Below are 24917 nucleotides of genomic sequence, written 5' to 3'. Positions count from 1 at the left end.
CATAACGAGCGGTGCACAGCGTGTCGCCGTTCAGACGCGGCGGGTACCGTCGCCCGGGTGCACCTGATCCGCAGAGCCCTCGCCACCGCCGGTGCGGCGGTCCTGCTGACCACCGTGCTGGCCGCCTGCGAGGGCGGCGAGGACGGACCTCCCGACGCCGAGCAGGTGACCGCCGCGGAGCCCGACGGACTCACCGCCGCCTCGGCCGACGACGTCGTCGCCGTCTCCCGCTTCCTGCTCGATTCCGCGTCCGCCGTCGTCCTCGTGCCCGAGCAGGAGTCCGACGAGGCGTTCGCGCGCGCCCGCGATCTGGGCGTCCCGGCGCTGCCCGACACCGAGGAGGGCCGCGCGGAGGCCGAGCGCCTCGGCGCCCGGATCCTCGGCCCGGACGAGGACGCCGGCGACGAGGCCGAGCCGGTGCAGCGCTCGGAGGCCGTCACCGTCGCCACCACCCGCAGCCCGTCGCGCGCGCTGGTCGACCTCGTCGCACTCGGTGACGCGACGCTCGTCCGGATCGCCCCCGACCCCCGCCGCCACGCGCCGTCCGCGCAGCTGCTCCGGAGCGACCCCGACGGACCGCTGCTGACCCTCGGCGCCTCGGGCTACGCGGTCCGCGTCGTCCGCGCGAACGCCGAGGCGGTCGGCGGCGGCTGGTTCGCCACGCGCGGCAAGCACCTGCTGGCGATGTACGGCCATCCCTCGGGCCCGGCGCTCGGCGTGCTGGGCGAGCAGGGCACGAAGGCGTCGGTGGCGCGCGTCGAGCGACTCGTGCGCAAGTACCGCAAGGTCGCACCGGACGAGCACTTCGTGCCCGCCTTCGAGATCATCACCACCGTCGCGGCCGGCGAGAAGGGCCCGCACGGCGACTACTCCGCCCGCACGTCCGTGAAGGACCTCGAGCCGCTCGTCGACGCCGCCGAGAAGGCCGGCATCGTGGTGATCCTCGACCTCCAGCCCGGCCGCTCCGACTTCCTCTCGCAGGCCAAGGAGTACGAGTCCCTGCTGCGCCGGCCGCACGTCGGCCTCGCCCTCGACCCGGAGTGGAGGCTCGGCCCGAAGGGCAAGCCGCTGCAGCGGATCGGCCACGTGCAGGCCCGCGAGATCAACCGCACGTCGGCGTGGCTGGCCGAGCTGACCCGCCGACACACGCTGCCGCAGAAGGTCTTCGTACTGCACCAGTTCCAGACCCAGATGATCCGCGACCGCGAGAAGGTCCGCACCGACCACCCCGAGCTCTCGACCGTGATCCACGTCGACGGCCAGGGCAGTCCGGGCGCCAAGTTCGGCACGTGGAACGTCATCCGCAGCGACGCGCCGAAGAACGTCTCGTGGGGCTGGAAGAACTTCGTCGACGAGGACGAGCCGATGCTCGACGTCGCGCAGACCTGGCGCCGCGTGCTCCCGCACCCGGCGCTCATCACGTACCAGTGACGGTCAGAGCGTCGAGGCGATCCGCGCGAGGACCTGCGCGAGACGCTCGGGACTCGTGCCGAAGTTGAGCCGCGCGTACGTCGAGGAGTCCAGCGGCGTGTGCGCCGTGAAGTCGGGCCCGGCCGAGAGCCGCACCCGTCCGCGCTCGAGGATCGCGCCCGCCGGGTCCGCGGCGACCGACGTGCCCGCGAAGTCCAGCCACGCGAGGTAGGTGGCCTCGGCAGGCACGACGCCGACACCCACCTCGCCGGCCCACGCGGTGATCGTGTCGCGGTTGCGCTCCAGCACCTCGACGAGGTCGGCGAGCCACGGGTCGCCCTCGGTCCAGGCCGCCACCGCGGCCGCGCGCGACAGGGTGCTCACGCCGCCGAGGTAGGCGAACGGCAGCGCCGCGAGCGGCTCGCGCACCCGCGCCGGGCCGAGGTGGGCGACGGCGCAGTGCAGGCCGGCGAGGTTGAACGCCTTCGACGCCGAGGTCACCGTGACGGTGCGGTCCTCGACGTCGGTGCCGAGCGACGCGAACGGCACGTGCCGCCGGCGGTCGAAGGCGAGGTCGGCGTGGATCTCGTCGGCGAGGACGACGAGGTCGAGCTCGGCCGCCGCATCCGCGACGGGCCGCAGCTCGTCGGCGTCGAGCATCCGGCCCAGCGGGTTGTGGGGGTTGACCACGACCACCAGCCGGACGCGCTCGCGCCGCCAGGTCTCGACGAGCTCGTCGGCGGTGGCGCCGAACGGGATCGGCACGACGCGACGGCCCGTGTCGTGGACCGACTCGAGGAACACCGGGTACGTCGGCACGTGCAGCGCGATCCCGTCACCGGGCTCGGTGAGGAGGTCGGTCAGCACCTGGAACGCCTGGATCACGTCCGTGAACAGCCGACCGCGGCCGCCGGCGGGCGTCCAGCCATGGCGCTCGGCCATCCGCGTCTCGAAGGCCGCCACGAGGGGGTCGGGCGCCTCGAAGTCGGGGTAGCCGACGTCGCCGCGGGCCAGCTGCTCGTGGACGCGTCGCGTCACCACCTCGGGGACCGCCACGTCCATGTCGGCGACCCACGCGGGGATCACCCCGGCGGGGGTCGTCGTCCACTTCAGGTTGTCGCGGTCGCGCAGCGCCTCGTCAGTCCGGTCGAACACGGCTCGAGTCTGCCTGACGTCAGTCGGCGAGGGCGCGCTTGGACTGCCATACCGTCTGCACCACCAGCAGCACGATCGCGACGATCGCGATCACGAGTGCCGGGGTCGACTCGCCCGCGACGGACGCGATGATCCCGATCAGCGCCCACACGACCGCAGCCGCGTAGAAGGGGCTGCGCGGCAGCTGAGCGTTCACGCCCAGGGCGAAGAGCGCGGCGCCGGCGAGCAGTGCCAACTGCCAGCCGTGCTGGGCGGGCTGGGCGAGGTCGAGCTCGATCACGCCGGTGCCGAGGTTGAGGAACACCGCCGCGCTCACCCAGCCGGCGTAGACGCCCGACGTCGCGCGGGCGAGCCACGTGGTCCAAGCGGGGTCGTGCAGTCGGGCGCGAGCCGCCAGGCGTGCGGCGTCGATCGCGACGACCGTCATGAACGCCAGGACGAGGAACGTGGCCCAGCTGATCCCCGCCGCCGAGACGGCGATCCACACCGCCGCGCCGAAGTACAGCGCGATGAGGTCGCCGACGAAGCGGCGGCTGCCCACCCCGTCGCCCTTCCACAGCGTGACGACGGCGTGCGCCAGGGCGAGTCCGTAGATCAGGCTCCAGATCGAGAAGGCCCAGCCCGCGGGGGTGATGAGCAGGTCGTCGCTGCCGTCGCCGGGCTGCGACACGTCGGCCAGCGCCTGCACGACCGGGGCGGCGATCTGCGCGATGGCCGCCGCGAGCAGTGCCCAGCCGAGGCGTCGGTCGGTGTGCACGTCCGTGGAGGTCATGCCCTCCACGCTAGGCGCGGCCCACCGGCCCCGCATGGTGGCGAGGAGCGGCTCAGTCCTTCGGGAAGAGCACGTCGGCGACGTCCCGCGGCGCGAAGCGCTCCTCGAAGTCGCGCTCGTTGGGCTCCCAGACCTCGGACCACACGCGGTCGTGGTCGTTGCCCTCGGCGCGGTCGCGCAGGATCCCCCGCTGGGTCGCGGTCCACAGGTCGAGGTCGCACCAGACGGTCAGGTCCAGCAGCGGCAGCGTGACGGGGTGGAAGAGCCCCACGAGGTCCACCACCAGCACGTCGGCGCGCGGTACCGGCTCGGGATCGGACAGCCGGCCGAGGTTCCAGTCGTAGCGCCGGAACTCGCCCGGCACGCCGTCGCGGAAGGGACGCAGCACGTCCTCGACGAGCCGCTCCCGCTCGACGCCGTCCCAGTCCGGCGAGCGCCGATGGACGCGGGCGGGGTCGAGGAAGTCGTCGCCGCGCAGCCGCACGGCGTCGGGCAGGGCCGAGACGAGGGTGCGCGCCAGCGTGGACTTCCCGGAGCCGCCGTAGCCGGAGATGCCGACCACGATCGGCCGGGCGAGCTCTCGCCGTCGCTGCAGCACGACGTGGGCCAGCTCGTCCAGATCGCTCATCGTCGTCCAGCCTCACCGGGCCGGTCGGACGGCGCAACCTCGGGCACGCATCGGCCGGGACGTGCAGCGCGCGTCCCGGTCGATGCGTCCCCCCGAGTAGGTCCCTCCCGAAGATTCGGGCGTGCCGCGGAGTGGTCCGACACCATGCAAGGTCGTTCCGACCGGAGCGAGCCCCGGCGTCTCCACAGACCCGGTTCCATCCTCACCGGGTCCCACCGTGCGCGAAACCCCCGGAACCGGGGGGTCACTCCTCGTCGAGGACGTCTCCCGGGGCCAGGCCCACGGCACGCTCGATGTCGCCGGGGCTCGTGTGCTGGAGGTAGTCGCGCAGCTTGCGGCAGGCCACCCGGTAGTGCTCGCGGGCCGTGTCCTCGGTGATGTAGAGGGTCGAGGCGATGTCCGCCCAGTGCCGGCCGCGGGCGCGACCCGAGATCACCTGGCGCTGGCGCGCGCTGAGGTCGAGCTTGGCGCCGCGACGGTCGAGCAGCTCGGTGAGCCCGACGAGCGACTGCGTGACCACGACACGGTCGGCGTGCACGTCCTGCACCGCCTGCATCGTCACGTGGGGCGGGTCGGCCTTGTGGACCACGCCCTGCGCGCCGGCCCGCAGGCACAGCGCCAGCACGATCGGTCGCCGCTCGTCGGTGTAGAGGCAGACCTTGAGGCCCCGCTCGCGCAGCGCCCGGATCGCCGCGCGGCCCTGCTTGGTCGTGGTCGAGGTCGCGCGCTGCGGTCCGCGCAGCAGCAGGTCGAGCACGACGACGTCGCAGTCGACGCCGGAGGCCTCGAAGTCCTCCACGGTCGGGAACGTCGCGACGACGTCGAGGTCGGGGTGCACCGTGGCGAAGCCGCCCCGGATCACCGTGCTGTCGTCGATCACGACCACGCGGATCCGCTCGGTCATCGGTCCTCCTCGTGCACCGGGCCGGTGATGGTCACCGAGGTCCCGCGGCCGGGCGCCGAGCGCAGGTCGACCGAGACGCCGACGTCGCGCAGCGCCTGTCCCACCTGCGTGTCGAGGCCGAAGCCGAGTGGCTGGCTGTCCTGGTCGAAGCCCACCCCGTCGTCGGACACGACGACCTCCCACGTCTCGCCGTCGGTGTCGGCGTGCACGACCACCTGGTGCGCCCGGGCGTGCAGGCGGACGTTGTGCAGGACCGTCGTGACGGCGCGGCCGGCGGCGACCCAGACGTCCTCGTCCAGCTCGACGTGGGCGCCGAGCGCGACCGCCGGCTCGAGAGGGAGGTCGTCGAAGCCCTCGAGCGCCGTGGCCAGCATCGCGCCCACCGAACGCACGGCGGGGTGCGCGGGTGCGGACTCGGCGCCGAGGTAGTTGCGCAGCCGCTTCGCCTCGCGATCGGCCTGCACGCGCAGCCCCGGCAGCACCTCGGCGGGCGTGTCCTCGTCGGACAGCAGGCGCAGGATGCTCGAGGCGTCGTGGACGGTGAGCTGGTAGCGCTCCAGCTCCAGCGCGCGGGTCGCCGCCACGGCGTCCTCGCGCGAGCGGTCGGCGTCGCGGGCGAGCGCGCGCAGGTAGTAGGTCAGCAGCGCGACGACCGCGGCGTAGCCGGGCACCGTCAGGGCGTTGCTGAGGTTGGTCTCCCACGAGGTCGTCCCGGCCGCGGAGGTCCAGACCAGGTACCAGCCGCCGAGCGCGAGGCCGTGCCCCACCGCCACGGCGGGTCGCATCCAGGCTGCGGCGAGCGCGGCGACGTTGATCGCGAAGCCCGACGCCCACGCCTCCCACGTGCCCACGACGTGCGAGCTGGGCAGCAGCAGGTTCATCGCCGGGATCGCGATCCACGCGAGCAGCACGTCGGGCCAGTGCCACAGGCCGCGACGGACCGTTCCGGTGACGAGGCACTGGGTCATCAGCAGCACCGAGACGGCGATGACGCACAGGGACAGCACCCAGTACGCCACCGCGTGCACCGAGATGCTCGCGCCGGACGTGACGCTGAGCAGGATCTGCACCACCACGATCGCCCGCATCGTGGGCGCGACGAGCGCGATGCCCCACTCCGCACGGCGCGCGGAGGATCGTGACGACGCGCGGCTCAGCGCCTCGGATCGACTGCCCACGCCTGCCATCGTCGCAGACCGGCACGGCGCGGTCGTTCACTCCCGTCCCACCCGTAGCCTGTTGCGGTGCGACTGACCTCCCTGCACCGCTACCCCGTGAAGTCAGCCCGGGTCGAGGACCTGGCGACGGCCGAGGTCGAGCCGTGGGGCCTGGCCGGCGACCGGCGTTGGATGGTGGTGGACGAGCGCGGCCACTTCATCTCGGCGCGCGAGTCGCACCGGCTGCTGACCGTGCACCCGCGTCTGGACGGTTCCGGCCTGCACCTCAGCGCGCCCGGGGTGGAGTCGATCGAGGTCGCGCCGCCCGACCCGGCGCGTCAGGTCCCGGTCACGCTGTGGAAGACCTCCTTCACGGCCGCGGAGGCCACCGACGCGACCGTGTGGCTCAGTGAGCTCCTCGGCGGCGCCGTGCGACTGGTGCACCTCGACGACCCGACGCGCCGGCCGATCACCGGCTTCGGCCGACCCGACGACCGGGTCAGCCTCGCCGACGGCTATCCGCTCCTCGTCACCACCGAGGCCTCGCTGACCGCGCTGAACGAGGCGATCGTCGACGGCGGCGGCGAGCCCGTGCCGATGGAGCGCATGCGCCCGAACCTCGTCGTCGACGGCGACCTGTCGTGGGCGGAGGACGACTGGCGCGTGCTGCGCGTCGGCGACGCGGTCTTCCGCGCGGTCAAGGGCTGCGCGCGCTGCGTCATCACGACCCTCGAGGCCGACCACGCGTCCGGTGCCGTCGCCGGCGGCAAGGAGCCGCTGCGCACGCTCGCCCGGATCCGCCGCTTCGACCGCAAGGCCTGGTTCGGGGTCAACCTCATCCCGGACACCCCCGGCGCCGTCGTCCGCGTGGGCGACGAGGTCGAGGTGCTCGAGGCCGCCCCGCCCGGCGGCGGCCCCCTCCGCGCCTGACCGCGTCCCTGGGTCTCCCGCCTCCGGCGGGCGAGATGTGTAGCGGTATCCACCCTTTTTCCGGTGGATCGGCCGAAAAACGGTGGAGAGCGCTACAGATCTGGCGCTCGGAGAGCGACCCCGGCGGAGGCCTAGGAGAGCAGGTGGTCGACCCAGCGCGGGACGACCTCGGTGGCGGGGCCCTCGTAGACCGTGTGGAAGTCGCCCTGCGGCGTGGGCACGAGGTTGAGCTCGACCGTGGTGGCGCCGGAGGCGTGCGCGTAGTCGACGAACCCGGCCGCCGGGTAGACCACGCCCGAGGTGCCGATCGCGGCGAACACGTCCACCTCGCTGAGCGCCTCGTGGATCTCGTCCATGCCGTGCGGGTACTCGCCGAACCAGACGATGTCGGGGCGCAGCGCACGGCGACGGTTGCAGGCCGGGCAGCGCGGCTCGTCGGCGAGGGTGCCGGTCCACTCGTGCCGCACGTCGCACTTCAGGCAGCGGACGCGGCGCAGCTCGCCGTGCATGTGCAGCACGCGCCGCGAGCCGCCGCGCTCGTGCAGGTCGTCGACGTTCTGGGTGACCAGCAGGAGGTCGTCGCCGAGCGCCTCCTCCAGCCGGGCGAGCGCCTCGTGCGCGGCGTTCGGGCGCACCCGGGCGAGCGAGGCGCGGCGCTCGTCGTAGAACCGCTGCACGAGCGAGCGGTCGCGCCGGAACGCCTCCGGGGTGGCGACGTCCTCGGGCCGGTGCCCCTCCCACAGTCCGTCGGCGTCGCGGAAGGTCGCCAGCCCGCTCTCGGCGGAGATGCCGGCGCCGGTGAGGACGACGACCTTCATGCCTCGCCCCTCAGGGCGACGCTCAGCTCGCGCACGGCGGTGGGCGGGCCGGCCACCGACCACGTCAGTCCGTGGGCGTCGAGGCGCTCCGCGGCACCACCGAGGCCGGCCACGAGCGCCGTGCCGGGCAGCCAGTCCCAGTCGGGCGTCGAGTGCTGGAACCAGCAGCCGAGCCGTCCGGTGGCGACGCCGACGAGGTCCATCGAGCCCGAGCCGAGCATCCGGATCGTGGCGGGCAGGGAGGCGGCGCGGGCCCACGCGTCGTAGCCGGGACCGCTGCCGATGAAGGCCGGGTGGGCGTACGTGGCGGCGCCGAGGCCGGCCAGCGGCGCGTCGGCGATCGGCGCGAGCGGTTCGCCGTTGCGGGTCGTGGGAACGTCTGGCCCGCCCACCAGCACGGTGCCGGAGGCGTGGTGAGCGACCGCGCCCAGCAGGACCTCGTCCCCCTCGGCCAGCGCGATCGCCGAGCACCAGTAGTCCGAGCCCGTGGCGAAGTTGTAGGTGCCGTCGACGGGGTCGATCACCCAGCGGCGCCCCGACGTGCCCTCGCGCGCCGTGCCCTCCTCGCCCAGCAGCCCGTCCCCGGGGCGGTCCCGGTCGAGCCGCTCCACCACGAGGGCCTCGGCGGCGAGGTCGGCCTCGGTGACGACGTCGGACACGTTGGTCTTGGCGCGGGTCGCGAGGTCGCCGGTGTCACGGATCCGGGCGGCGAGCGCCGCGGCCTCCACGACGAGGTCTCGGGCCAGGGTCACGTCGTCGGGTGTCACGCTCACGCCTCCACCGTAGGAGGTCGTCCGAGGCCCGCGCCCCGTCAGGCCTCGGCCACCGGCTGGCGCAGGATCGTGCGGAGCCTCTCGGGCGCGGCCCGCCGCGGATCGCTGAGGTAGATCTCGTGGTGCCGGCCGGTGCGCACGAGCCCACGAGCCGGGATGACCTCGTCGTGCATCCGCTCCAGCACCGGACCCTCGGCGTCGTACGGGCCGAGGTGCAGCGTCTGCACGCACAGGCCCTCGTCGAGCGTCTCGACCCGCAGCGCGTCGAGCCTCGGTGCGCCCTTGCGCGCCACCACGGCACGCGCGGCCTCCACGTGCGCGTCCTCGATCCACTCCGGGACGAGGCTCAGCACGGTCCAGTCCCACTGCGACGTGTCGCGCGCCGTGGTGAACGCCGCCATGTCGTCGGCCCACCAGAGCGCCTCGAGCGGCGGCACCATGTAGTCGCGCTCGAGCTCCTTCTTGCTGAGGAACTTCAGCGCGTAGGCCATCGGGTAGAGCGTCGCCAGCGAGTCCTCGTACTCAGCGGCCACGTTGGGGTCGCCGTGGCCGTCGATCATCAGGTAGCGCATGGGCGGCACGGTGACGACCTCGAACTCGCCGTGCCGCGCGGAGTACGTGGGAATCTGCCTCGTGAGGTCGACCTTCATGCGTCCCCCCGTGCGCCGGCGCCCGCCGCCATCAGCGCGGTCTGGAAGACGTAGCGGTTCCACGGGTCACGCGGATCGCGCCCGGTCGCCTCGGCGAGGCGGCGGAGCCGGTAGCGCACGGTCTGCGGGTGCAGATGCAGTCGGGTGGCAGCCGGGGCGGCGCCACCGGCCTGCAGCACCGCGTCGAGGGTGGCCAGCGCGTCCGCGTCGGTGGCCACCGAGCCCAGCACCGAGGCGGCGACGCGCGCCGGGTCGGCGTCGGCGTGGCCGGCCGCGAGGGCAATGACCTCGAGGTCGCCGTCGTTCAGGACCGGGCGCGTCCAGGCGAACTCGGGCGCGTGCGAGACGGCGTGCAGGGCGAGACGGTGCGCCCGGGGCGCGAGGCGCGGGGAGACGCCGCGCTGGTGGGCGGCCCGCAGGCCGTGGCGCTCCAGCTCCGCGCGCAGGTCGGCGTCGTCCGCGTGCGCCAGCAGCACCACCCCGACCCCGTCCATCACGGTGTGGATCGAGGAGACCAGCGGGCCGTCGGCCTGCTCGCGCACGCCCGCGATCGCGGCGGCGGCCTCCGCGGCATCGAGGCCGCCGGGGCGGACGACGAGGAGGTCGAACGTGGGCGGCAGCTGCGCCTCGAGCTCGCGCAGCCGGCCCGCGAGCGTGCCCGCATGGCTCTGCCGGCCGAGCAGCAGGTCGGACAGCAGCTGGCGCAGCGAGCTCTCGCGGTCGGCGCCCAGCACCCGACCGGTGGCCTCGTACCCGTCGTAGATCGCCTCGGACAGCTCGTCGAGGACCGCGAACCAGACCCGCACGAGCGAGGTCACGTCGTCGATCGACACGTCGTCGCGGAAGTGGTCGGAGACCTGGTCGAGGAAGACGGTGGCGGCCACGCGGTAGGCCCGCAGCACGGCCGAGAGCGGGCGCCCGTCGCGCGCGCGGACCGCGCCGACACCGCGGAACAGCCGGATGTCCTCCTCGGTGAGCGAGCCCTCCTCGGCCCAGAGGTCCAGCACGCGACGCAGCGTCCACACGATGATCGAGCGGACCTCCTGCAGCTGCCGCTCGTCGAGCGTGGCGTACGCCGGGATCTCGCGCGAGATCGTGGCGAGGAAGGTCTCGGCCAGCGGGCCCTCGTCCTCCATGAGGACGGCCGCGATCGCGCGGCGTCGGTCGGTGGACGGTGGCATGGCTCCTCGACGGTCCTGACAACGTTCGTTGTCACCTGGGCACAAACGTACTGGTCTCGTGGCGCTCCGTGGGCGACCGTGTTCCCATGTCCTTCACGCCCGATGTCATCGTCGTCGGCGCCGGCCTCGCCGGTCTCGTCGCCACCCACGAGCTCGCCCAGGCCGGCAAGCGCGTCCTGGTCGTCGAGCAGGAGAACCGCAAGAACCTCGGCGGCCAGGCGTTCTGGTCGCTCGGTGGACTGTTCTTCGTCGACAGCCCCGAGCAGCGCCGCACGGGCATCAAGGACTCCCCCGAGCTGGCGATCCAGGACTGGCTCGGCTCGGCCGGCTTCGACCGCCTCGACGACGAGGACGTGTGGGGCCGCCGCTGGGCCGAGGCCTACGTGGCCTGGGCCGCGGGCGGCAAGCGCGAGTACCTGCGCGAGCTCGGCCACCGCGTCATGCCGATGGTCGGCTGGGCCGAGCGCGGCGACGGCTCCGCCACCGGCCACGGCAACTCGGTGCCGCGCTTCCACATCACGTGGGGCACGGGCCCGCGCCTGGTCGAGACGTTCGCCGACCCCGTGCTCGCGGCCGAGACCGGCGGCCTCGTGCAGTTCGCGTTCCGCCACCAGGTCGACGAGCTGGTCGTCGAGGACGGTGCGGTCGTCGGCATCCGCGGCTCGGTCCTCGAGCCCGACGAGTCCGAGCGGGGCGTGAAGTCCTCGCGCACCGTCGTGGGCGAGTTCGAGCACCGCGCCGGCGCCGTCGTGGTGACCTCGGGCGGCATCGGCCACAACCACGACCTCATGCGCGCCAACTGGCCGACCGAGCGGATCGGCGCCGCCCCCGACCACCTGATCTCGGGCGTGCCCGCGCACGTCGACGGCCGCATGCTGCAGATCTCCGAGCAGGCCGGCGGCCGCATCGTGAACCGCGACCGCCTCTGGTCGTACACCGAGGGCATCACCAACTGGGACCCGATCTGGCCCGACCACGGCATCCGCATCCTGCCCGGCCCGTCGTCGATGTGGTTCGACGCGAACGGCCGGCGCCTGCAGGGCATGTCGGGCGTGCCTGGCGCCGACACGAACGGCGCGATGAAGCAGATCCTCGCGACCGGCCACGACTACTCGTGGTTCGTGCTGACGCAGTCGATCATCGAGAAGGAGTTCGCGCTCTCGGGCTCGGAGCAGAACCCCGACATGACCGGCCGTGACATCAAGTTCCTGCTCAAGAGCCGTCTCGCGAAGGGCGCCCCCGGCCCGGTCGAGAAGTTCAAGCAGCACGGCGTGGACTTCGTGGTGGCGTCGTCGCTCGACGACCTCGTCGTGGGCATGAACGAGATCGCCCGCGGACCGCAGCTCGACCCGACGCTCCTCGAGCGGCAGATCGTGGCCCGCGACCGCGAGTTCGACAACCCGTTCACCAAGGACGTGCAGGTCATGGCGATCCACAACGCGCGGCGCTCGCGGATGGACAGGATCGTGCGCGTGGCCAAGCCGCACCGGATCCTCGACCCCACGAAGGGTCCGCTCATCGCCGTGCGGCTCAACATCCTGTCGCGCAAGACCCTCGGCGGCCTCCAGACCAACCTCGACTCGCAGGTCCTCGGCCAGGACGGCGCTCCGGTGCCCGGGCTCTACGCGGCGGGCGAGGTCGCCGGCTTCGGCGGTGGCGGCGTGCACGGCTACAACGCCCTCGGGGGCACGTTCCGGGGCGGCTGCATCTTCTCCGGCCGCGCGGCCGGGCTCGCGCTCGCCCGCGGCTGACCCTTCGGGGTCCCCCGAACCAGATGTGTAGCGGTATCCACGGAAATCCGGCCATTCCGGAGACGAGAGGGTGGATACCGCTACACATCTTGCGCCGTGCCTCCGGTGCCTCCCCGCGCGCGGAGCGGCGACCGCGGGCCCGGGGCGTGCCACCCTGAGGGCGGGAGGTCCCATGCGCGCTCGGTTCGTCGTCGTCCTCGCCCTCGCGGCGCTGGTGCTCGGCGCCGCGCCGGCCCTCGCCGAGGACCCGCCGCGCCTGTCGAGCATCGCCGCGGCCGAGCGCGACATCGCGCCCGGCACCCGGGCCTGCTTCTCGGGCGCCGAGTCGGGCCAGACCAAGGCGCTCACCTGCCACTACGGCCGGAAGGGCCCACGCCTGCTGCTCATCGGCGACTCGCACATGCGCGCGCTCTCGCCCGCGTTCCGACGACTCGCCGAGGCAGGCACGATCCGCGTCACCCTCCTCATCCGGTCGCGGTGCGGATGGTCGTCGCGCCCGATCAAGAACCTCAAGGCCTGGGTCCGTGACGACTGCCAGAGCTGGCGGGCGAACGTGACCCGCTACGTCCGGCGCCAGAAGAACGTCAGCGCGATCGTCACGCACCATCGCGCCTCGACGATGCCCGGCACGAAGGCCCAGCGCGGACCGGACACGGTGCGGTCGTGGAAGGTCGCGCTCGACCGGCGCATCCCCGTGATCGCCGTGTCCGACTCGCCGAACTGGGTCCTCACGCGTCCCTCCCCCACCCAGTGCCTGCGCAAGAACTCCGCGCCCCGCGAGTGGCGCCGGTGCTCCGCCGACGTCGGCGACGTCATGTGGTTCGACTGGACCGTGCCGTCGGTGCAGCTCGCGCGGAAGAGGTACGGGGCACGCGCGGCGTTCCGGATCTCGATGAAGGAGTCCTTCTGCCCGAAGCGCCGCTGCCGCGTGGTCACGCCGCGCGGTCAGATCATGTTCCGCGACCACCAGCACCTCACCGCGACGTACACGCGCTGGCTGGCGCCCCTGTTCGAGCGACGGCTGCGCAGCCTCGGCGTGCTGCCGTCATAGGAGCAGCTGACCGAGGACCCCGGCCGCCACGACCGCGAGCCAGATGGGGACGCGGCCCCACCACTGGGAGGCGAACACCGCCACGGCCACCGCGAGCGTGCCCCACGAGATGATCCCCTGGGTGATCACCGGGTCGTAGAGGGCGGCCGCGAGGATCCCGACGACGGCCGCGTTGACGCCCATCACCACGCGTCGCGCAGTGGGTGCCTGGCGCAGCCGGTCCCAGAACGGCAGCACGCCCACCACCAGCAGGCCGGCCGGGAGGAAGACGGCGACCAGCGCGATCGATGCGCCCAGCACGCCGCTCGGTCCGGACTCCATGCTGGCGCCGAGGTAGGCCGAGAAGGTGAACAGCGGGCCCGGGACCGCCTGGGCCGCGCCGTACCCCGCGAGGAACGTGTCGGCGTCGACGAGTCCGGCCTGCACGGTCTGCGCCTCCAGCAGCGGCAGGACCACGTGGCCGCCGCCGAACACCAGCGCGCCGGTCCGGTAGAAGATGTCCGCGAGCCGCAGGGTCGGGTCGTTCGTGAGCGCGACGAGGATCGGCAGCGCGACCAGCAGCACCGTGAACACGACGAGGGCGACGATGCCGCCGCGGTGCGAGACGCGGGCGAGATCGCGCACCGTCCCGGGCTGATCGGCCCGCAGCCAGAGCCAGCCGATGAGGCCGCCCAGCACGATCACGCCGACCTGCGCCACCGGGCTCGCGACGACCAGCAGGACCGCCGCGCCCACCGCGGCGATCACGATGCGCTTGAGGTCGGGGGTCAGCGTGCGCGCCATCTGGATCACGGCCTGCGCGACCACCGCGACCGCCGCGGCCTTGACGCCGTGCAGCCAGCCCGCGTCCGCGACGTCGCCGAACGCCGCGACCCCGTAGGCGAACGCGACCAGCAGGATCGCCGAGGGCAGCGTGAAGGCGACCCACGCGGCGAGCAGGCCGCCGGGCCCCGCGCGCCGCAGACCGATCACCATGCCGACCTGACTGGACCCGGGACCGGGCAGGAACTGGCACAGGGCGACGAGGTCGGCGTAGGCCTCGTCGGTCAGCCAGCGGCGACGCTCGACGAACGCCTCACGGAAGTACGCCAGGTGCGCCACGGGCCCGCCGAACGAGGTCAGTCCCAGGCGCAGGAACACCCAGAACACCTCGGCGACCGAGCCGCCGCGCGCCGTCCCCGTTCCGGTCATCGCGACCATCATGACCGGTCGCGGCGACGGACCGCGCGCCGAGGGCGAGCCGACACGGGTCCGGCCCGCGTTCAGCCCCCGTTTGCGGGGGTATTCGCCGGATCCGTCCGGCCCGATCGTGGGGTCATCGGGTCCTCGACGACGCGGGCCCTCGGCGGAAGGACCCACCATGACCACCTCCCGAACCCTGCGCGGCGGCGCCATCGCCGGCGCGACGGCCGTGCTCGGCCTGACGATGCTCGCCGCCCCACCGAGCCAGGCCGCGGCCTCGTCCTCCCTGTGCTCGAACGTCATCACGGTCGTCGTCCGCGGCAGCGACGAGGCCGCCGGCACGACCAACACGGCCACCACCAACACCGCGCTGTACGCCTACCGCACCGGCATGGGCCGGCCCGGCCCCGTGGCGGGTGACCTCCAGACGGTGAGCAAGAAGACCGTCTACATCTCCGGGTTGAAGTACGCGGCGGCCATCGGCTGGGTCGGGCTGGCGTACAACAACAGCCGGCACGGCGGGGTGGTCGCCCTGCAGAAGTCCCTCAACTACCTCGCCACGCAGTGCCCGAACTCCAAGACCGCACTGATCGGGTTCTCCCAGGGTGCGCACGTCATCGGCGACGCCCTCTCTGCCAGCAGCGGGGTCCGCCCGAACGCCACCGCACGCGGCAAGATCGCCGCGGTCGTGCTCTACGGCGACCCGATGTACAACCCCACCGAGCCGTTCGTCGCCACCAAGGGACTGACGAAGTTCGGCATGCTCGGCACGCGGGCGACGGGCGACCTCAAGGCCTTCGAGGGTCGCCTCAAGTCGTACTGCTACTCCGGCGACCCGGCCTGCCAGGGCTCGACCAAGCGCGGCGGCCAGAACCTGACGGCCCTCAACAACAACCCGACGGGCCTGACGATCCACCGCTCGTACTTCACCGCGCGCTCGACCCCGCGGGTCGGCGGGGTCAACTTCATCGCCGGCAAGACCGGCTGAGCCGGGGAGCCGGCCCGGTCACCCGGGCCGGCTCTCCTCAGGCGGGCTCGGCGAGGACGACGGTGTTCCTCGCGTAGGCACCGAGGCGATAGTGGCTGCACGTCACCAGCGCGAGCCGCCCGTCGGAGTCCTGGGAGAACAGCTCGTGGGCGTCCTTCCCGACCTGCTCCTTCGTCAGGTCGGAGACCTCCGTGACGCGGTACGCGACCCATCCCTCCGACGTCCTCACCCGGACGACGTCGCCGGCCTCGAGCTGGTCGAGGTCGTCGAAGACCCCACCGCCGGCGTGGACCGTGTGACCCGCGATGAGCGTCGTCCCTGCCGTGCTGCCAGGGAGCGCGCTTCTGGACCACCAGCCGGTCTGCGTGACGTCGGCCGGCGGGACCAGCGTCTCGTCGGCGCTCAGGGAGATCGGCACGACGGTCGCATCGACGTCGATCGACGGAATCACGAGGCGCACCGGCTCGCCCCGAGCGGGGTCCGGCGTCGGGCTCGCGGCTTCCTCGGTGCACGTCATCGGCTCGGTGGTGACGGTGACCGTCGGCTGGGCCGTCACGGACGAGGGGGCCGGGTCGGGCCCGCCCACGACGCAGGCACCCAGCAGCGCGAGCAGCACCAGCGCGAGGAACGCCGCGAGGGTCCGGCGCTGAGGTGCCGGACCCCGCGTGCGCGGGACGCGCGTCATGTCAGCGGTCCTCGAACCGCCTGGCGCCCACGACGATGCCGCCCGAGCTCAGGACGAGCGCGCTGCCGCCGCCGACCAGGCCCGCGCCCCACAGCGTGGACGCGTCCGTGGTGACACCGGCGTCGATGCGGCGCGGCACCGCTTCGGTGGACGGGCTCGCGGTGGCGTCGTCGGCGTCCTGGTCAGGAGCCTGCTCCTGCCCGTCGGTGTCGTCCCGCGACTCGTTCGACGGATCGTGGGTGACATCGTCGCTCGGCTGGCTCGGCTCGTCCGAGGGCTCGGTGCCCGGGTCCGTCGGCTCGTCCGTGGGCTCCTCGGTCGGCGGAGTCGTCGGATCCTCGGTCGGCTCCTCGGTCGGCGGGGTCGTCGGATCCTCGGTGGGCGGAGTCGTCGGGTCCTCGGTCGGCGTGCTCGTGTCGAGACACTGCCGCGCGGCGATCTCGTCCTCGTGCGCGTAGTAGTCGAGCCTCAGGTCGCCGGCGGCGTGGGCGACGCCTCGCCAGCTGCCCTCGCTCTTCCAGGTGACCTGCTGGTGGTGCTGCGACCCGGTCCCGGTGATGTGCCCGTTGGCCTCGGCGGCCGGCACCTCGAGATAGACGTAGGGGTTCGACTCCGACGCCGTGCGGTGGCAGACGCCGATCTTCTCCTGACCGTTGCCGGGAGTGGCGCTGGCCGTCTCCCCACTGACCAGGACGACGCCGCCGGCGCCGGCGGTCAGCACTCCGACGACCGCCAGGGACGTGGCCAGTCGAAGCCATTTGCGTGTGGTGTTCCCTCCCGATGCCTGCGTGGACATGGCCCTCCTTCGCCTCGTGTCCTACGGCCGGCACTCGCCGCCCGCATCATCCACGTTATGTCGCGTCCGAGCGGCACCGAAGGGGCGAGGACTGTGAAGATGCAGACAGCGACGAAACTGGAATCGGTCTGCGATGCGAGCGAAAATGGAGGAATGCGCACGCCGCCACGGACGGGGTTCGTGCGATGCGGTGCGACGGCCTCGCGTCAGGCGAAGTCGGCCCCCGAGGCGCCGCCGGAGGCGCTCTCGGGCTCGCGCGCCATCGGCGTGAAGCGCGAGTAGTGACCCTGGAACGAGACGGCCACCTTGTTGACCGGGCCCGAGCGGTTCTTGGCCACGATGATGTCGGCCTCGCCGGGACGCTCGGACTCGCCGGCGCCGTGGGCGTCGGGGCGGTTGAGCAGCAGGACGATGTCGGCGTCCTGCTCGATCGAGCCGGACTCGCGCAGGTCGGAGATCTGCGGCGTCTTGTCGGTGCGCTGCTCCGAGCCTCGGTTCAGCTGGCTGATCGCGACGACCGGGACGCCGAGCTCCTTCGCCAGCAGCTTGATCTGACGGGAGAACTCCGAGACCTCGACCTGACGGTTCTCGACCTTCTTGCCCGAGGTCATCAGCTGCAGGTAGTCGAGGACGACGAAGTCGAGGCCGTGTTGCTTCTTGATGCGGCGGGCCTTCGAGCGGATCTCGGGCATCGTCATGTTGGGGCTGTCGTCGATCACGATCGGCGCGGCCTGCACCGTGGCCATGGCGCGACCGATCGCGTCCCAGTCGCGGCTGGACATCGAGCCGGCACGCATGTGGTGGATCGCGACCTTCGCCTCGGCCGACAGCAGACGCATCGCGATCTCCGAGCCGGTCATCTCCAGGCTGAAGATCGCCGAGGTCATGCCCTGGCGGATCGAGGCGTTGCGCACGAAGTCGAGCCCCAGCGTGGACTTGCCGACACCGGGTCGGGCCGCGACGACGATCATTTGACCCGGCTTGAAGCCCGTGGTGAGACGGTCGAGGTCGGGGAAGCCCGACATGACGCCGTGCACCTCGCCGGAGCGCGTCTCGAGCTCCTCCAGCTCGTCGATCGTGGAGGACATGAGGTCGGACAGGACGTTGTAGTCCTCGCCCGACTTGGTGCCGTCGACGTCGAGGACGGCCTTCTGGGCGCGGTCGACGATGTCCTGGATCTCGCCGGTGCCCGCCTGGCCCAGCTGGGCGACCTGCTGGCCGACCTCGACGAGGCGCCGCAGCACGGCCTTCTCGTGGACGATCTCGGCGTAGTAGTCGACGTTGGCCGCGATCGGCACGCCCTGGACGAGGTCGTGCAGATAGGCGGCGCCGCCGATGCGGCCGATCTCGCCGCGGCGGGTGAGCTCGGCCGCGACGGTGATCGCGTCGGCCGGCTCGCCGCGTCCGGACAGGTCGGTGATGACGTCGAAGATCAGCTCGTGGGCGGGACGGTAGAAGTCGCGGCTCTCGAGCAGGTCGGTGGCCGGGTCGATCGCGTTCTTCGACAGCAGCATCGCGCCGAGGACGCTCTGCTCGGCCGCCATGTCCTGGGGCGGAACGTAGCCCGACGCCGCGGAGTCCGAAGGTCGCTCGGACTCGTACAGATCGGTAACGCTCACGGCACTCCTCGACGTGATCGGCAGCTGGATTGGAGGCTACGCAGTCCCACCGACAGTCCTGCCGATCACCGGCTCCCCCCGGCGCGGGACATCCACCTCGGGTGACCTTACGGGCCGGTAGGAGCAGGGTCGAGACAGCGGTGCACAGGGGGTGTGAAGAACTGCGGCAAAGCTGTGGAAAACGCCGGGGGCGAGTGTGCACAGTCGGTGGACGACTCTGTGGAAAGACGTGTGTGGCACGCGTCACACAGGGCTCTGACCTGCGGAAACGTGAGTCACACGGTGTGGAGCGAGGAATCCGGGGTGTGATTTTCACGGCCGAGGTTTTCCACGGGCGCTAGCACGCAGAGCACCGACATGTCGATAAATCCACCACATTCGTCACAGGAGTATCGTCGCCCGCGTGCCGATCCCCTCTCTCGACCGCCGGATCCTGGCCATCACCCTCCCCGCCTTCGCCGCGCTGATCTGCGAGCCCCTCATGCTGATGGCCGACACGGCCATCGTCGGACACCTCGGACGGGCCGAGCTGGCGGCCCTCGGAGCGGCCTCCACGATCCTGACGACCATCGTCGGACTGTGCGTCTTCCTGGCCTACGGCAGCACCGCGACGGTCGCGCGGCACCAGGGCGCCGGCGAGCCGCGGCGGGCTCTCGAGTCCGCGCTCGGCGGCGTCTGGCTGGCTCTGCTCATCGGCGTCGTCCTGGGCGTCCTCGCCGCGCTCACCGCCGGGCCGCTCGGCGGGGCGCTGGCCAGCTCGGCGCAGGTCGCCGACCTCACCACCCAGTACCTGACGATCGCCGCCGCGAGCATCCCCGCCGTGCTGCTCGTTCTGGCCGCCACGGGCGCGCTGCGCGGCGTGCTGGACCTGCGCACCCCGCTCGTGGTGATGATCGCCGCGAACGTCCTCAACGTCATGCTGACCGTGGCGCTGGTCTACGGCGCCGACCTCGGCATCCGCGGCGCGGCACTCGGCCTCGTGCTGGCGCAGTGGGCGGCGGCACTCGCCCTGGTGGGACAGGTCGTCCGGCGCAGCCGTGCCGCCCAGGCCTCTGCGCGGCTGCAGTGGGCCGACGTCGTCCGCGCCGGCCACGACGGGGTGCCACTGCTGCTGCGCACCCTCAGCCTGCGCGCCGTGCTGCTCCTCGCGACCCTCGTGGCCGCCGGCTTCGGCGACGCCTCCCTGGCCGCCCACCAGATCGCGACCACGATCGTCATGCTGCTGGCGTTCGCCCTCGACGCGTTCGCGATCGCGGCCCAGACCCTCACGGGCCACTCCCTCGGCGCGGGCGACGCGGAGGGCACCCGCCACGTCACCCGCCGCGTGATCGCGTGGGGTCTCGGCTTCGGCATCGTGTCGGGCGTGCTGCTGGCCGTCACCTCACCGTGGGTCGCTCGCGCCTTCACCCCCGACGCCGACGTGCGCGCGGCCGCGATCCCCGCCCTGCTCATCGTGGCGCTCATCCAGCCCGTGTCCGGCGTCGTCTTCGTCCTCGACGGCGTGCTGATCGGCGCGGGCGACGGCGTCTACCTCGCGTGGGCCGGACTCGTCACGCTGCTCGTCTACACGCCGGTGGCCCTGCTGATCCGCGAGACCGAGGCCGGATTCACGTGGCTGTGGGCGGCCTACGCGCTGTTCCAGGCCACGCGCTGGGTGACCCTCTGGCTGCGCCAGCGCGGCGACCGGTGGCTCGTCCTCGGCGCGCGCTGAGATCACGCCGAACGTTCACCTGCGTTTCAGCCCACTGACAGGTTCGCCCGCTGAGGTGGAGACATGAGCCTTCCCGTCATCGACGCCCTCCGGGGCCCGCGCTCACGTCGCGACCGCATCGGCCGCGTCTACGTCGTCTCCACCTCCGAGCTCGACTCGGTGCTGCGGCACCTCGGGCCGCACGAGGTCGTCTCGCACGAGGGACTGGCCAGCCACGTTGTCCGCGGGACCACACGACCCGTCGGCTGGCTGCGTCTCGTCGGGCGTCCGCGTCACGTGCCGTGCGGCGATGTCGACCGCACCGAGATCGACCTCCCGAACGGCCGCGCCTGGATCGACCGCGAGCTCGGCACCCAGCGGGTCGTCGTGCGCACGTGGGCCCCGCGCGACGGCTCCGAGCTCGACCACACGCTGTGGTGGCAGGGCCACCCGGTGGCCGCCCGTCAGCTCCACGCGGCCTGACTGAACGAGGTTTCCTGTCACTTCACGTGGTTCGCGAACCTCGCGAAGTGACAGTTTCCCCGGTTAACCGGGGAAACCGTCAGCGCCGCCAGTACCCCGTGGCATCGAGGCAGTCGCGCGGGACGGCGCGGTCGTCGGCGAGGTGGCGGCGCACCTGGCGCACGGCCCCGGACTCGCCCGCGACCCAGCAGAACGTGGGCACGTCGGACCACGGCAGGTCGCGCACGGCCTCTACCCAGGCGTCGGCGCCGTGCACCCACCGCACCGTGACGCCGGGCCGCTCGGGCAGGTCCTGGATGCCGGCGGGCGAGGCGACCTCGACCACGACGTCGGCGGTCATCGTGCCCGGCCAGGCGTCGAGCAGCCGAGCGATGGCCGGCAGCGCGGTCTCGTCGCCCGCCAGCACCATCCGCTCGACCCCCTCGGGCAGCAGCAGCGACCGGGTGGGGCCGACGATCCACGCCGGGTCGCCCGGAGCGGCCCGACGCGCCCAGCCCGCCGCGAAGCCGCCCTCGTGCAGCACGAAGTCGAGGTCGAGCTCGCCGTCGGCGAACCGTCGCGGTGTGTAGTCCTTGGCCACGGGACGGCCGCCCGCACCACCCCACTCGAGACGATCGGGGCCCTGCACCGGCAGCGGCGGGCGATCGGTGCCCTCGAGCGGCACGAGCAGCTTCACGTGGTCGTCGAAGCCCTCGGAGCGAAACGGCGCGGCGGTGCCGCCGGCGACCTCGAACTCCTCCAGCTGCTCGCCGGCCAGGGTGACTCGGCGCGTGGACTCGGTGACGTCGGCGACCCGCACGACACGCAGCTCGCGCAGGATCGTGGGCCAGGCCACCGCCCGGCGCCGGGTGCGGGCCATCAGTCGCCCTTCTTCTTCGCCGCGAACCCGACCTCGGTCCAGTCCGTGTCGGCCAGCGCCGCGGGGCCGTAGTTGCGCACCGTGGGGTCGACCGCCAGCACCTGCGGGACGACCGCGAGCGGCATGATCGACGCCTGCGCCCGCGCGACCTCGTCGATCTCGGCCACCTGGCGAGCCCGGGCGTAATCGTCGAGCTCGGCGATCGCGTCGTCGAACGCCTGGCCGATCGCCTTGGACGCCTTGCCGGTGAAGTTCATCGGGCTGTCGATGGGGGTGAACAGGCGCCGCGTGTCGGCGAGGTCGAACGGCCGCACGCCCCACGCGAACGTGGTGAGGTCGAAGTCCAGCGGGATGACGACCTTCTCGAAGAACGTGGGGCCCGGCACCGTGGTGACCTTCACGCGGATGCCGATCTCGGCGAGGTCCTCGGCGATCGCCTCGGCCCGCTGCACGGCGCCCGAACGGGTGTCGGGCACGGGCAGGCTGAGGGTGAGCGGCTTGCCCTTGCGCAGCGCGGGTCCGGCACCGTCCTTGCGCCGCCAGCCGGCCTTGGCCAGCAGCTTCTCGGCACGGGCGAGGTCACGGGTGACCGGCTTGCCTGCCGGGTGGCCGACCTGGCCCGGCAGCAGCACGACCGAGTCCATCGGCACCGCCTCGACGCCGTAGCGCTTCGAGGTGTCGGCGACGATGCCCTCGGCGTCGACCGCGAGCATGACCGCGCGCCGGACGTCGGCGTCGGCGAGCGCACCGGTGCCGCCGTTGATCGTGAGGTGCGACCACTCCGAGCCGAGTGCCGCCCGCACGTCGGCCTTCGCGAGGGCCTCACGGTTCGCGGGGGTGACCGGCGCGGACTCGAGCTCGCCGGCGGTGAACGCCTGGGCCAGCACGTCCTCGTCGCCGATCCGCCACACGATGGAGTCGAGGCGGCCCGGCTCGCCCCACCAGCGCGGGTTGCGCTCGAGCGTGATCGTGCCGGTGCGGCGCTCGATCTCGGTGACCACGTACGGGCCGTTCGCCGACGGCGCCTTCGCGACGAGGCCGCGGTTGAACGTCTTGACCGACTTCGTGTACGCCTTCGGCAGCGTGGGGTAGACCGCGGCCGGCCAGTCGGCGGTGGGCTCCTCGAACTCGACCTCGTACGCGAACTTCCCGTCGGGCTCGACGGAGTCGACGAGGTCGTAGACGGGCGACGGCGCCGCGGCGAAATCGTCGTCCTGCATCGCGTCGACCCAGGCGACCATGTCGGCCGAGGTGATGGGGGTGCCGCCCTGCCAGACGGCGCGGCGGTTGAGCTCGACGCGGACGGTCAACGGGTCCTTGTCGACGACCTCGACGCTGCTGGCGTAGTCGGTGTCGACCGTCCACGAGCCGTCGGGGCCCACTCGCACGGCACTGCCGAGCGTGGGCTCGAGGATCTGGGGGGCGGTGCTGGCGACGCCGTCGGTGTGCACCGGGTTGAACTGCGCGGGGAACGAGGTGATGCCCAGGCGCAGCGTGCCGCCGTCGCGGACGTCGGCCCGCTCGGCCGCGTGCACGTCGGCCATCGGCAGCGACGTGTCCTCCTTCGCGGCCTGCTTCTCGCCGGAGGCGTCATCGCCCCCGCCGCCGAGGCAGCCGGCGAGCAGCAGGCCCGCCAGCGCCCCGACAGCAAGGCGCCGGGCCCCGCGTGAAGCGGGACCCGGCGTCTTGAGGATCACTTGGAGGCGACGACGTTCAGCTTGACCGTCGCGACGACCTCGGGGTGCACGCGGACGGAGACCGTGTGCGCGCCGAGGCTCTTGATCGGGTTGCCGACCTCGATACGACGCTTGTCGACCTTCGCGCCGGCCTGGGCCAGCGCGTCGGCGATGTCGGTGACGGTGACGGCGCCGAACAGGCGGCCGCCCTCACCGGCGTGGGCCGGGACGTTGATCGGCGACGACTCGAGGTTGCCCTTGATCGACTGGGCGGTCTCGAGGTCGTGCACGGCGCGCGCGTCACGCGCGGCCTTGATCGACTCGACCTGCTTGGCCGCGCCCTTCGTCCAACGGATGGCGAAGTTGCGGGGCAGCAGGAAGTTGCGGCCGTAGCCGTCCTTGACCTCGACGATGTCGCCGGGCTGGCCGAGGTTGCTGACCTCGTGCGTGAGGATGAGCTTCATCTGTCTCGTGCTCCTGACTCAGCGACCGCTGGACGTGTAGGGCAGCAGCGCCATCTCGCGCGCGTTCTTGATCGCCTTGGCGATCTGGCGCTGCTCCTGGACGGAGACGCCGGTGACGCGACGGGCGCGGATCTTGCCGCGGTCGGAGATGAACTTGCGCAGCAGCGCAGTGTCCTTGTAGTCGATGGTGGTGACGCCGGCGGCCGCGAGCGGGTTGCTCTTCTTCTTCGGCTTCCGGACAACGGGCTTGGCCATGATGCTCCTGGAAATGTTCTTGCTACGTGTGATGGATCAGAAGGGAGGCTCGTCGCTGGAGCCGGATCCGCCGCCCCAGGGGTCGTTGCCCCCGGAAGGCGCCTGCGGCGCCGAGGGCTGGGCCCACGCGCTCGCATCGGACTGCTGACCGGGCTGCTGGCCACCGAAGCCGCCGGAGTTGCCACCGGCGTTGCCGCCGAAGCCTCCGGAGTTGCCCCCGCCGAAGCCGCCCTGGCCACCGCCGCCACCCGACGTGCGGGTGACCTGTGCGGTGGCGTTGCGCAGCGACGGGCCGACCTCGTCGACCGTCATCTCGACGCTCGTGCCGCGGCCGCCGTCCTGGCGCTCGTACTCACGGACCTTCAGGGCGCCGGTCACGATGACGCGGGTGCCCTTGGTCAGCGAGCCGGCGACGTTCTCGGCCAGCTGGCGCCAGGCCGAGCAGCGGATGAACAGCGTGTCGCCGTCCTTCCACTCGTTCGTCTGACGGTCGAACGTGCGCGCGGTGGACGCGACGGTGAAGTCGGCGACGGCCGCGCCCGACGGCGTGAACCGCAGTTCGGGATCGCGGGTCAGGTTGCCGACGAGGGTGATGGTGGTTTCGCCTGCCATGGATCAGCCTTCTCTCGAGGTGCTCTTCGCGACGAGTCTGTCGGATTCGGGGGACGGAATCACTCCGTCCACAGAATCACTTCGCGTCGGGACGCGTGACCTTCGTGCGGACGACGGACTCGTTCAGCGAGAGCTGGCGATCCAGCTCCTTGACCGAGTCGGGACCGGCGGACAGACCGATGACGGCGTAGATGCCCTCGGACTTCTTGTTGATCTCGTAGGCAAGACGGCGCTTGCCCCAGACGTCGATGTTGTCGACCGAGCCACCGTCGGCGACGATCGTGTTGTTGAGGTAGGTCGAGAGGCTCTTCTCGACGGAACGCTCATCGATGTCGGCATCGAGGATGACCATGACTTCGTACTTGCGCAGTGCCACTGCGGGTTCTCCTTTGGACTGAGCGGTGACGGGCTTTCCGTCACAGGAGGGT

The 24917-nt window shown here is 72.4% G+C and carries 26 protein-coding genes; 7 read left to right on the top strand and 19 right to left on the bottom strand.

Annotated features, from left to right (window positions below):
* Positions 1-57 precede the first annotated feature (57 nt).
* Positions 58-1431, top strand: coding sequence for a hypothetical protein (locus tag ACGWYL_RS06275; protein WP_395486697.1), 1374 nt, complete (start codon positions 58-60; stop codon positions 1429-1431).
* Positions 1432-1434: 3 nt separating this feature from the next.
* Here ACGWYL_RS06275 and ACGWYL_RS06270 read toward each other — a convergent pair whose 3' ends face one another.
* From ACGWYL_RS06270 to ACGWYL_RS06250, 5 genes are all read right to left on the bottom strand, one after another.
* Entirely contained in the window at positions 1435-2565 is a 1131-nt protein-coding gene (locus ACGWYL_RS06270; protein ID WP_395486696.1) for a MalY/PatB family protein, read from the bottom strand.
* A gap of 19 nt (positions 2566-2584) precedes the next feature.
* Positions 2585-3337 carry a hypothetical protein gene (locus tag ACGWYL_RS06265; RefSeq protein WP_395486695.1) on the bottom strand — a complete coding sequence of 251 codons (753 nt, stop codon included), beginning with the start codon at positions 3335-3337 and terminating at the stop codon, positions 2585-2587.
* Positions 3338-3389: 52 nt separating this feature from the next.
* Positions 3390-3965: a uridine kinase gene (locus ACGWYL_RS06260; RefSeq protein ID WP_269304535.1), complete on the bottom strand. Its 576-nt coding sequence runs from the start codon at positions 3963-3965 to the stop codon at positions 3390-3392.
* Positions 3966-4209: 244 nt separating this feature from the next.
* Positions 4210-4869 carry a response regulator transcription factor gene (locus ACGWYL_RS06255; RefSeq protein ID WP_179427263.1) on the bottom strand — a complete coding sequence of 220 codons (660 nt, stop codon included), beginning with the start codon at positions 4867-4869 and terminating at the stop codon, positions 4210-4212.
* Complete coding sequence (locus tag ACGWYL_RS06250; protein WP_395486694.1) at positions 4866-6047, bottom strand: sensor histidine kinase; 1182 nt, start codon at positions 6045-6047, stop codon at positions 4866-4868. Before ACGWYL_RS06250 ends, ACGWYL_RS06255 begins: the two co-directional genes overlap by 4 nt.
* Positions 6048-6113: 66 nt before the next feature.
* On the opposite strand from ACGWYL_RS06250, the gene ACGWYL_RS06245 reads away from it, so the two are divergent.
* On the top strand, positions 6114-6956 hold the full coding sequence (locus ACGWYL_RS06245; protein WP_395486693.1) for an MOSC domain-containing protein: 843 nt from the start codon (positions 6114-6116) through the stop codon (positions 6954-6956).
* 131 nt (positions 6957-7087) lie between these two features.
* Here the strand turns inward: ACGWYL_RS06245 and ACGWYL_RS06240 are convergent, their stop codons facing one another.
* Genes ACGWYL_RS06240 through ACGWYL_RS06225 form a run of 4 tightly spaced genes read right to left on the bottom strand, consistent with a single transcriptional unit; the run spans position 7088 to position 10378 of the window.
* A complete protein-coding gene (locus tag ACGWYL_RS06240; protein ID WP_395486692.1) occupies positions 7088-7774 on the bottom strand; it encodes an NAD-dependent deacylase in 687 nt (228 codons plus the stop codon).
* Positions 7771-8547: an inositol monophosphatase family protein gene (locus ACGWYL_RS06235; RefSeq protein ID WP_395486690.1), complete on the bottom strand. Its 777-nt coding sequence runs from the start codon at positions 8545-8547 to the stop codon at positions 7771-7773. Before ACGWYL_RS06235 ends, ACGWYL_RS06240 begins: the two co-directional genes overlap by 4 nt.
* Positions 8548-8585: 38 nt before the next feature.
* The gene (locus ACGWYL_RS06230; RefSeq protein ID WP_395486689.1) at positions 8586-9197 is read right to left on the bottom strand and encodes a GyrI-like domain-containing protein; all 612 of its coding nucleotides are present in this window, start codon (positions 9195-9197) and stop codon (positions 8586-8588) included.
* Positions 9194-10378, bottom strand: a complete 1185-nt coding sequence (locus ACGWYL_RS06225; protein WP_395486688.1) for a helix-turn-helix domain-containing protein — start codon at positions 10376-10378, stop codon at positions 9194-9196. Before ACGWYL_RS06225 ends, ACGWYL_RS06230 begins: the two co-directional genes overlap by 4 nt.
* Positions 10379-10464: 86 nt before the next feature.
* Between ACGWYL_RS06225 and ACGWYL_RS06220 the strand changes: the two genes are divergently transcribed.
* Together ACGWYL_RS06220 and ACGWYL_RS06215 are read left to right on the top strand one after the other, a co-directional pair.
* On the top strand, positions 10465-12129 hold the full coding sequence (locus ACGWYL_RS06220; protein WP_395486687.1) for an FAD-binding dehydrogenase: 1665 nt from the start codon (positions 10465-10467) through the stop codon (positions 12127-12129).
* A 172-nt stretch (positions 12130-12301) separates the two neighbouring features.
* Positions 12302-13180 (top strand): SGNH hydrolase domain-containing protein, encoded by an 879-nt coding sequence (locus ACGWYL_RS06215; RefSeq protein WP_395486686.1) that lies wholly within the window; start codon positions 12302-12304, stop codon positions 13178-13180.
* Here ACGWYL_RS06215 and chrA read toward each other — a convergent pair.
* Positions 13175-14371, bottom strand: a complete 1197-nt coding sequence (gene chrA, locus ACGWYL_RS06210) for a chromate efflux transporter (protein ID WP_395486685.1) — start codon at positions 14369-14371, stop codon at positions 13175-13177. The genes ACGWYL_RS06215 and chrA overlap by 6 nt on opposite strands.
* A 169-nt stretch (positions 14372-14540) precedes the next feature.
* Between chrA and ACGWYL_RS06205 the strand changes: the two genes are divergently transcribed.
* Positions 14541-15350 carry a cutinase family protein gene (locus ACGWYL_RS06205; RefSeq protein WP_269304515.1) on the top strand — a complete coding sequence of 270 codons (810 nt, stop codon included), beginning with the start codon at positions 14541-14543 and terminating at the stop codon, positions 15348-15350.
* A gap of 37 nt (positions 15351-15387) precedes the next feature.
* Here ACGWYL_RS06205 and ACGWYL_RS06200 read toward each other — a convergent pair whose 3' ends face one another.
* From ACGWYL_RS06200 to dnaB, 3 genes are all read right to left on the bottom strand, one after another.
* Positions 15388-16035: a class F sortase gene (locus ACGWYL_RS06200; RefSeq protein WP_179427285.1), complete on the bottom strand. Its 648-nt coding sequence runs from the start codon at positions 16033-16035 to the stop codon at positions 15388-15390.
* Position 16036: 1 nt separating this feature from the next.
* Positions 16037-16831 (bottom strand): hypothetical protein, encoded by a 795-nt coding sequence (locus ACGWYL_RS06195; RefSeq protein WP_179427287.1) that lies wholly within the window; start codon positions 16829-16831, stop codon positions 16037-16039.
* A gap of 206 nt (positions 16832-17037) precedes the next feature.
* The gene (dnaB, locus tag ACGWYL_RS06190; protein WP_179428345.1) at positions 17038-18375 is read right to left on the bottom strand and encodes a replicative DNA helicase; all 1338 of its coding nucleotides are present in this window, start codon (positions 18373-18375) and stop codon (positions 17038-17040) included.
* 478 nt (positions 18376-18853) lie between these two features.
* On the opposite strand from dnaB, the gene ACGWYL_RS06185 reads away from it, so the two are divergent.
* Both ACGWYL_RS06185 and ACGWYL_RS06180 read left to right on the top strand, forming a co-directional pair.
* Positions 18854-20161 (top strand): MATE family efflux transporter, encoded by a 1308-nt coding sequence (locus tag ACGWYL_RS06185; RefSeq protein WP_269304511.1) that lies wholly within the window; start codon positions 18854-18856, stop codon positions 20159-20161.
* 63 nt (positions 20162-20224) lie between these two features.
* On the top strand, positions 20225-20623 hold the full coding sequence (locus ACGWYL_RS06180) for a hypothetical protein (RefSeq protein WP_269304509.1): 399 nt from the start codon (positions 20225-20227) through the stop codon (positions 20621-20623).
* 79 nt (positions 20624-20702) lie between these two features.
* Here the strand turns inward: ACGWYL_RS06180 and ACGWYL_RS06175 are convergent, their stop codons facing one another.
* The 6 genes from ACGWYL_RS06175 to rpsF form a co-directional block, all read right to left on the bottom strand.
* Positions 20703-21482, bottom strand: a complete 780-nt coding sequence (locus ACGWYL_RS06175; RefSeq protein WP_395486684.1) for a siderophore-interacting protein — start codon at positions 21480-21482, stop codon at positions 20703-20705.
* Positions 21482-23179: an ABC transporter family substrate-binding protein gene (locus tag ACGWYL_RS06170; RefSeq protein WP_395486683.1), complete on the bottom strand. Its 1698-nt coding sequence runs from the start codon at positions 23177-23179 to the stop codon at positions 21482-21484. The genes ACGWYL_RS06175 and ACGWYL_RS06170 overlap by 1 nt, the downstream gene beginning before the upstream one ends.
* Complete coding sequence (gene rplI / locus ACGWYL_RS06165; RefSeq protein ID WP_179427295.1) at positions 23176-23622, bottom strand: 50S ribosomal protein L9; 447 nt, start codon at positions 23620-23622, stop codon at positions 23176-23178. The genes ACGWYL_RS06170 and rplI overlap by 4 nt, the downstream gene beginning before the upstream one ends.
* A gap of 18 nt (positions 23623-23640) precedes the next feature.
* A complete protein-coding gene (gene rpsR, locus ACGWYL_RS06160) occupies positions 23641-23877 on the bottom strand; it encodes a 30S ribosomal protein S18 (RefSeq protein ID WP_067861076.1) in 237 nt (78 codons plus the stop codon).
* A 36-nt stretch (positions 23878-23913) separates the two neighbouring features.
* Positions 23914-24489 carry a single-stranded DNA-binding protein gene (locus ACGWYL_RS06155; protein WP_179427297.1) on the bottom strand — a complete coding sequence of 192 codons (576 nt, stop codon included), beginning with the start codon at positions 24487-24489 and terminating at the stop codon, positions 23914-23916.
* A gap of 76 nt (positions 24490-24565) precedes the next feature.
* On the bottom strand, positions 24566-24859 hold the full coding sequence (gene rpsF / locus ACGWYL_RS06150; RefSeq protein ID WP_179428349.1) for a 30S ribosomal protein S6: 294 nt from the start codon (positions 24857-24859) through the stop codon (positions 24566-24568).
* Between the last annotated feature and the right edge of the window lie 58 nt (positions 24860-24917).

The organism is Aeromicrobium sp. JJY06 (genome assembly GCF_044069275.1).
Classification (GTDB): Bacteria; Actinomycetota; Actinomycetes; order Propionibacteriales; family Nocardioidaceae; genus Aeromicrobium; species Aeromicrobium tamlense.
This window is presented reverse-complemented; position numbering and strand designations above follow the sequence as displayed.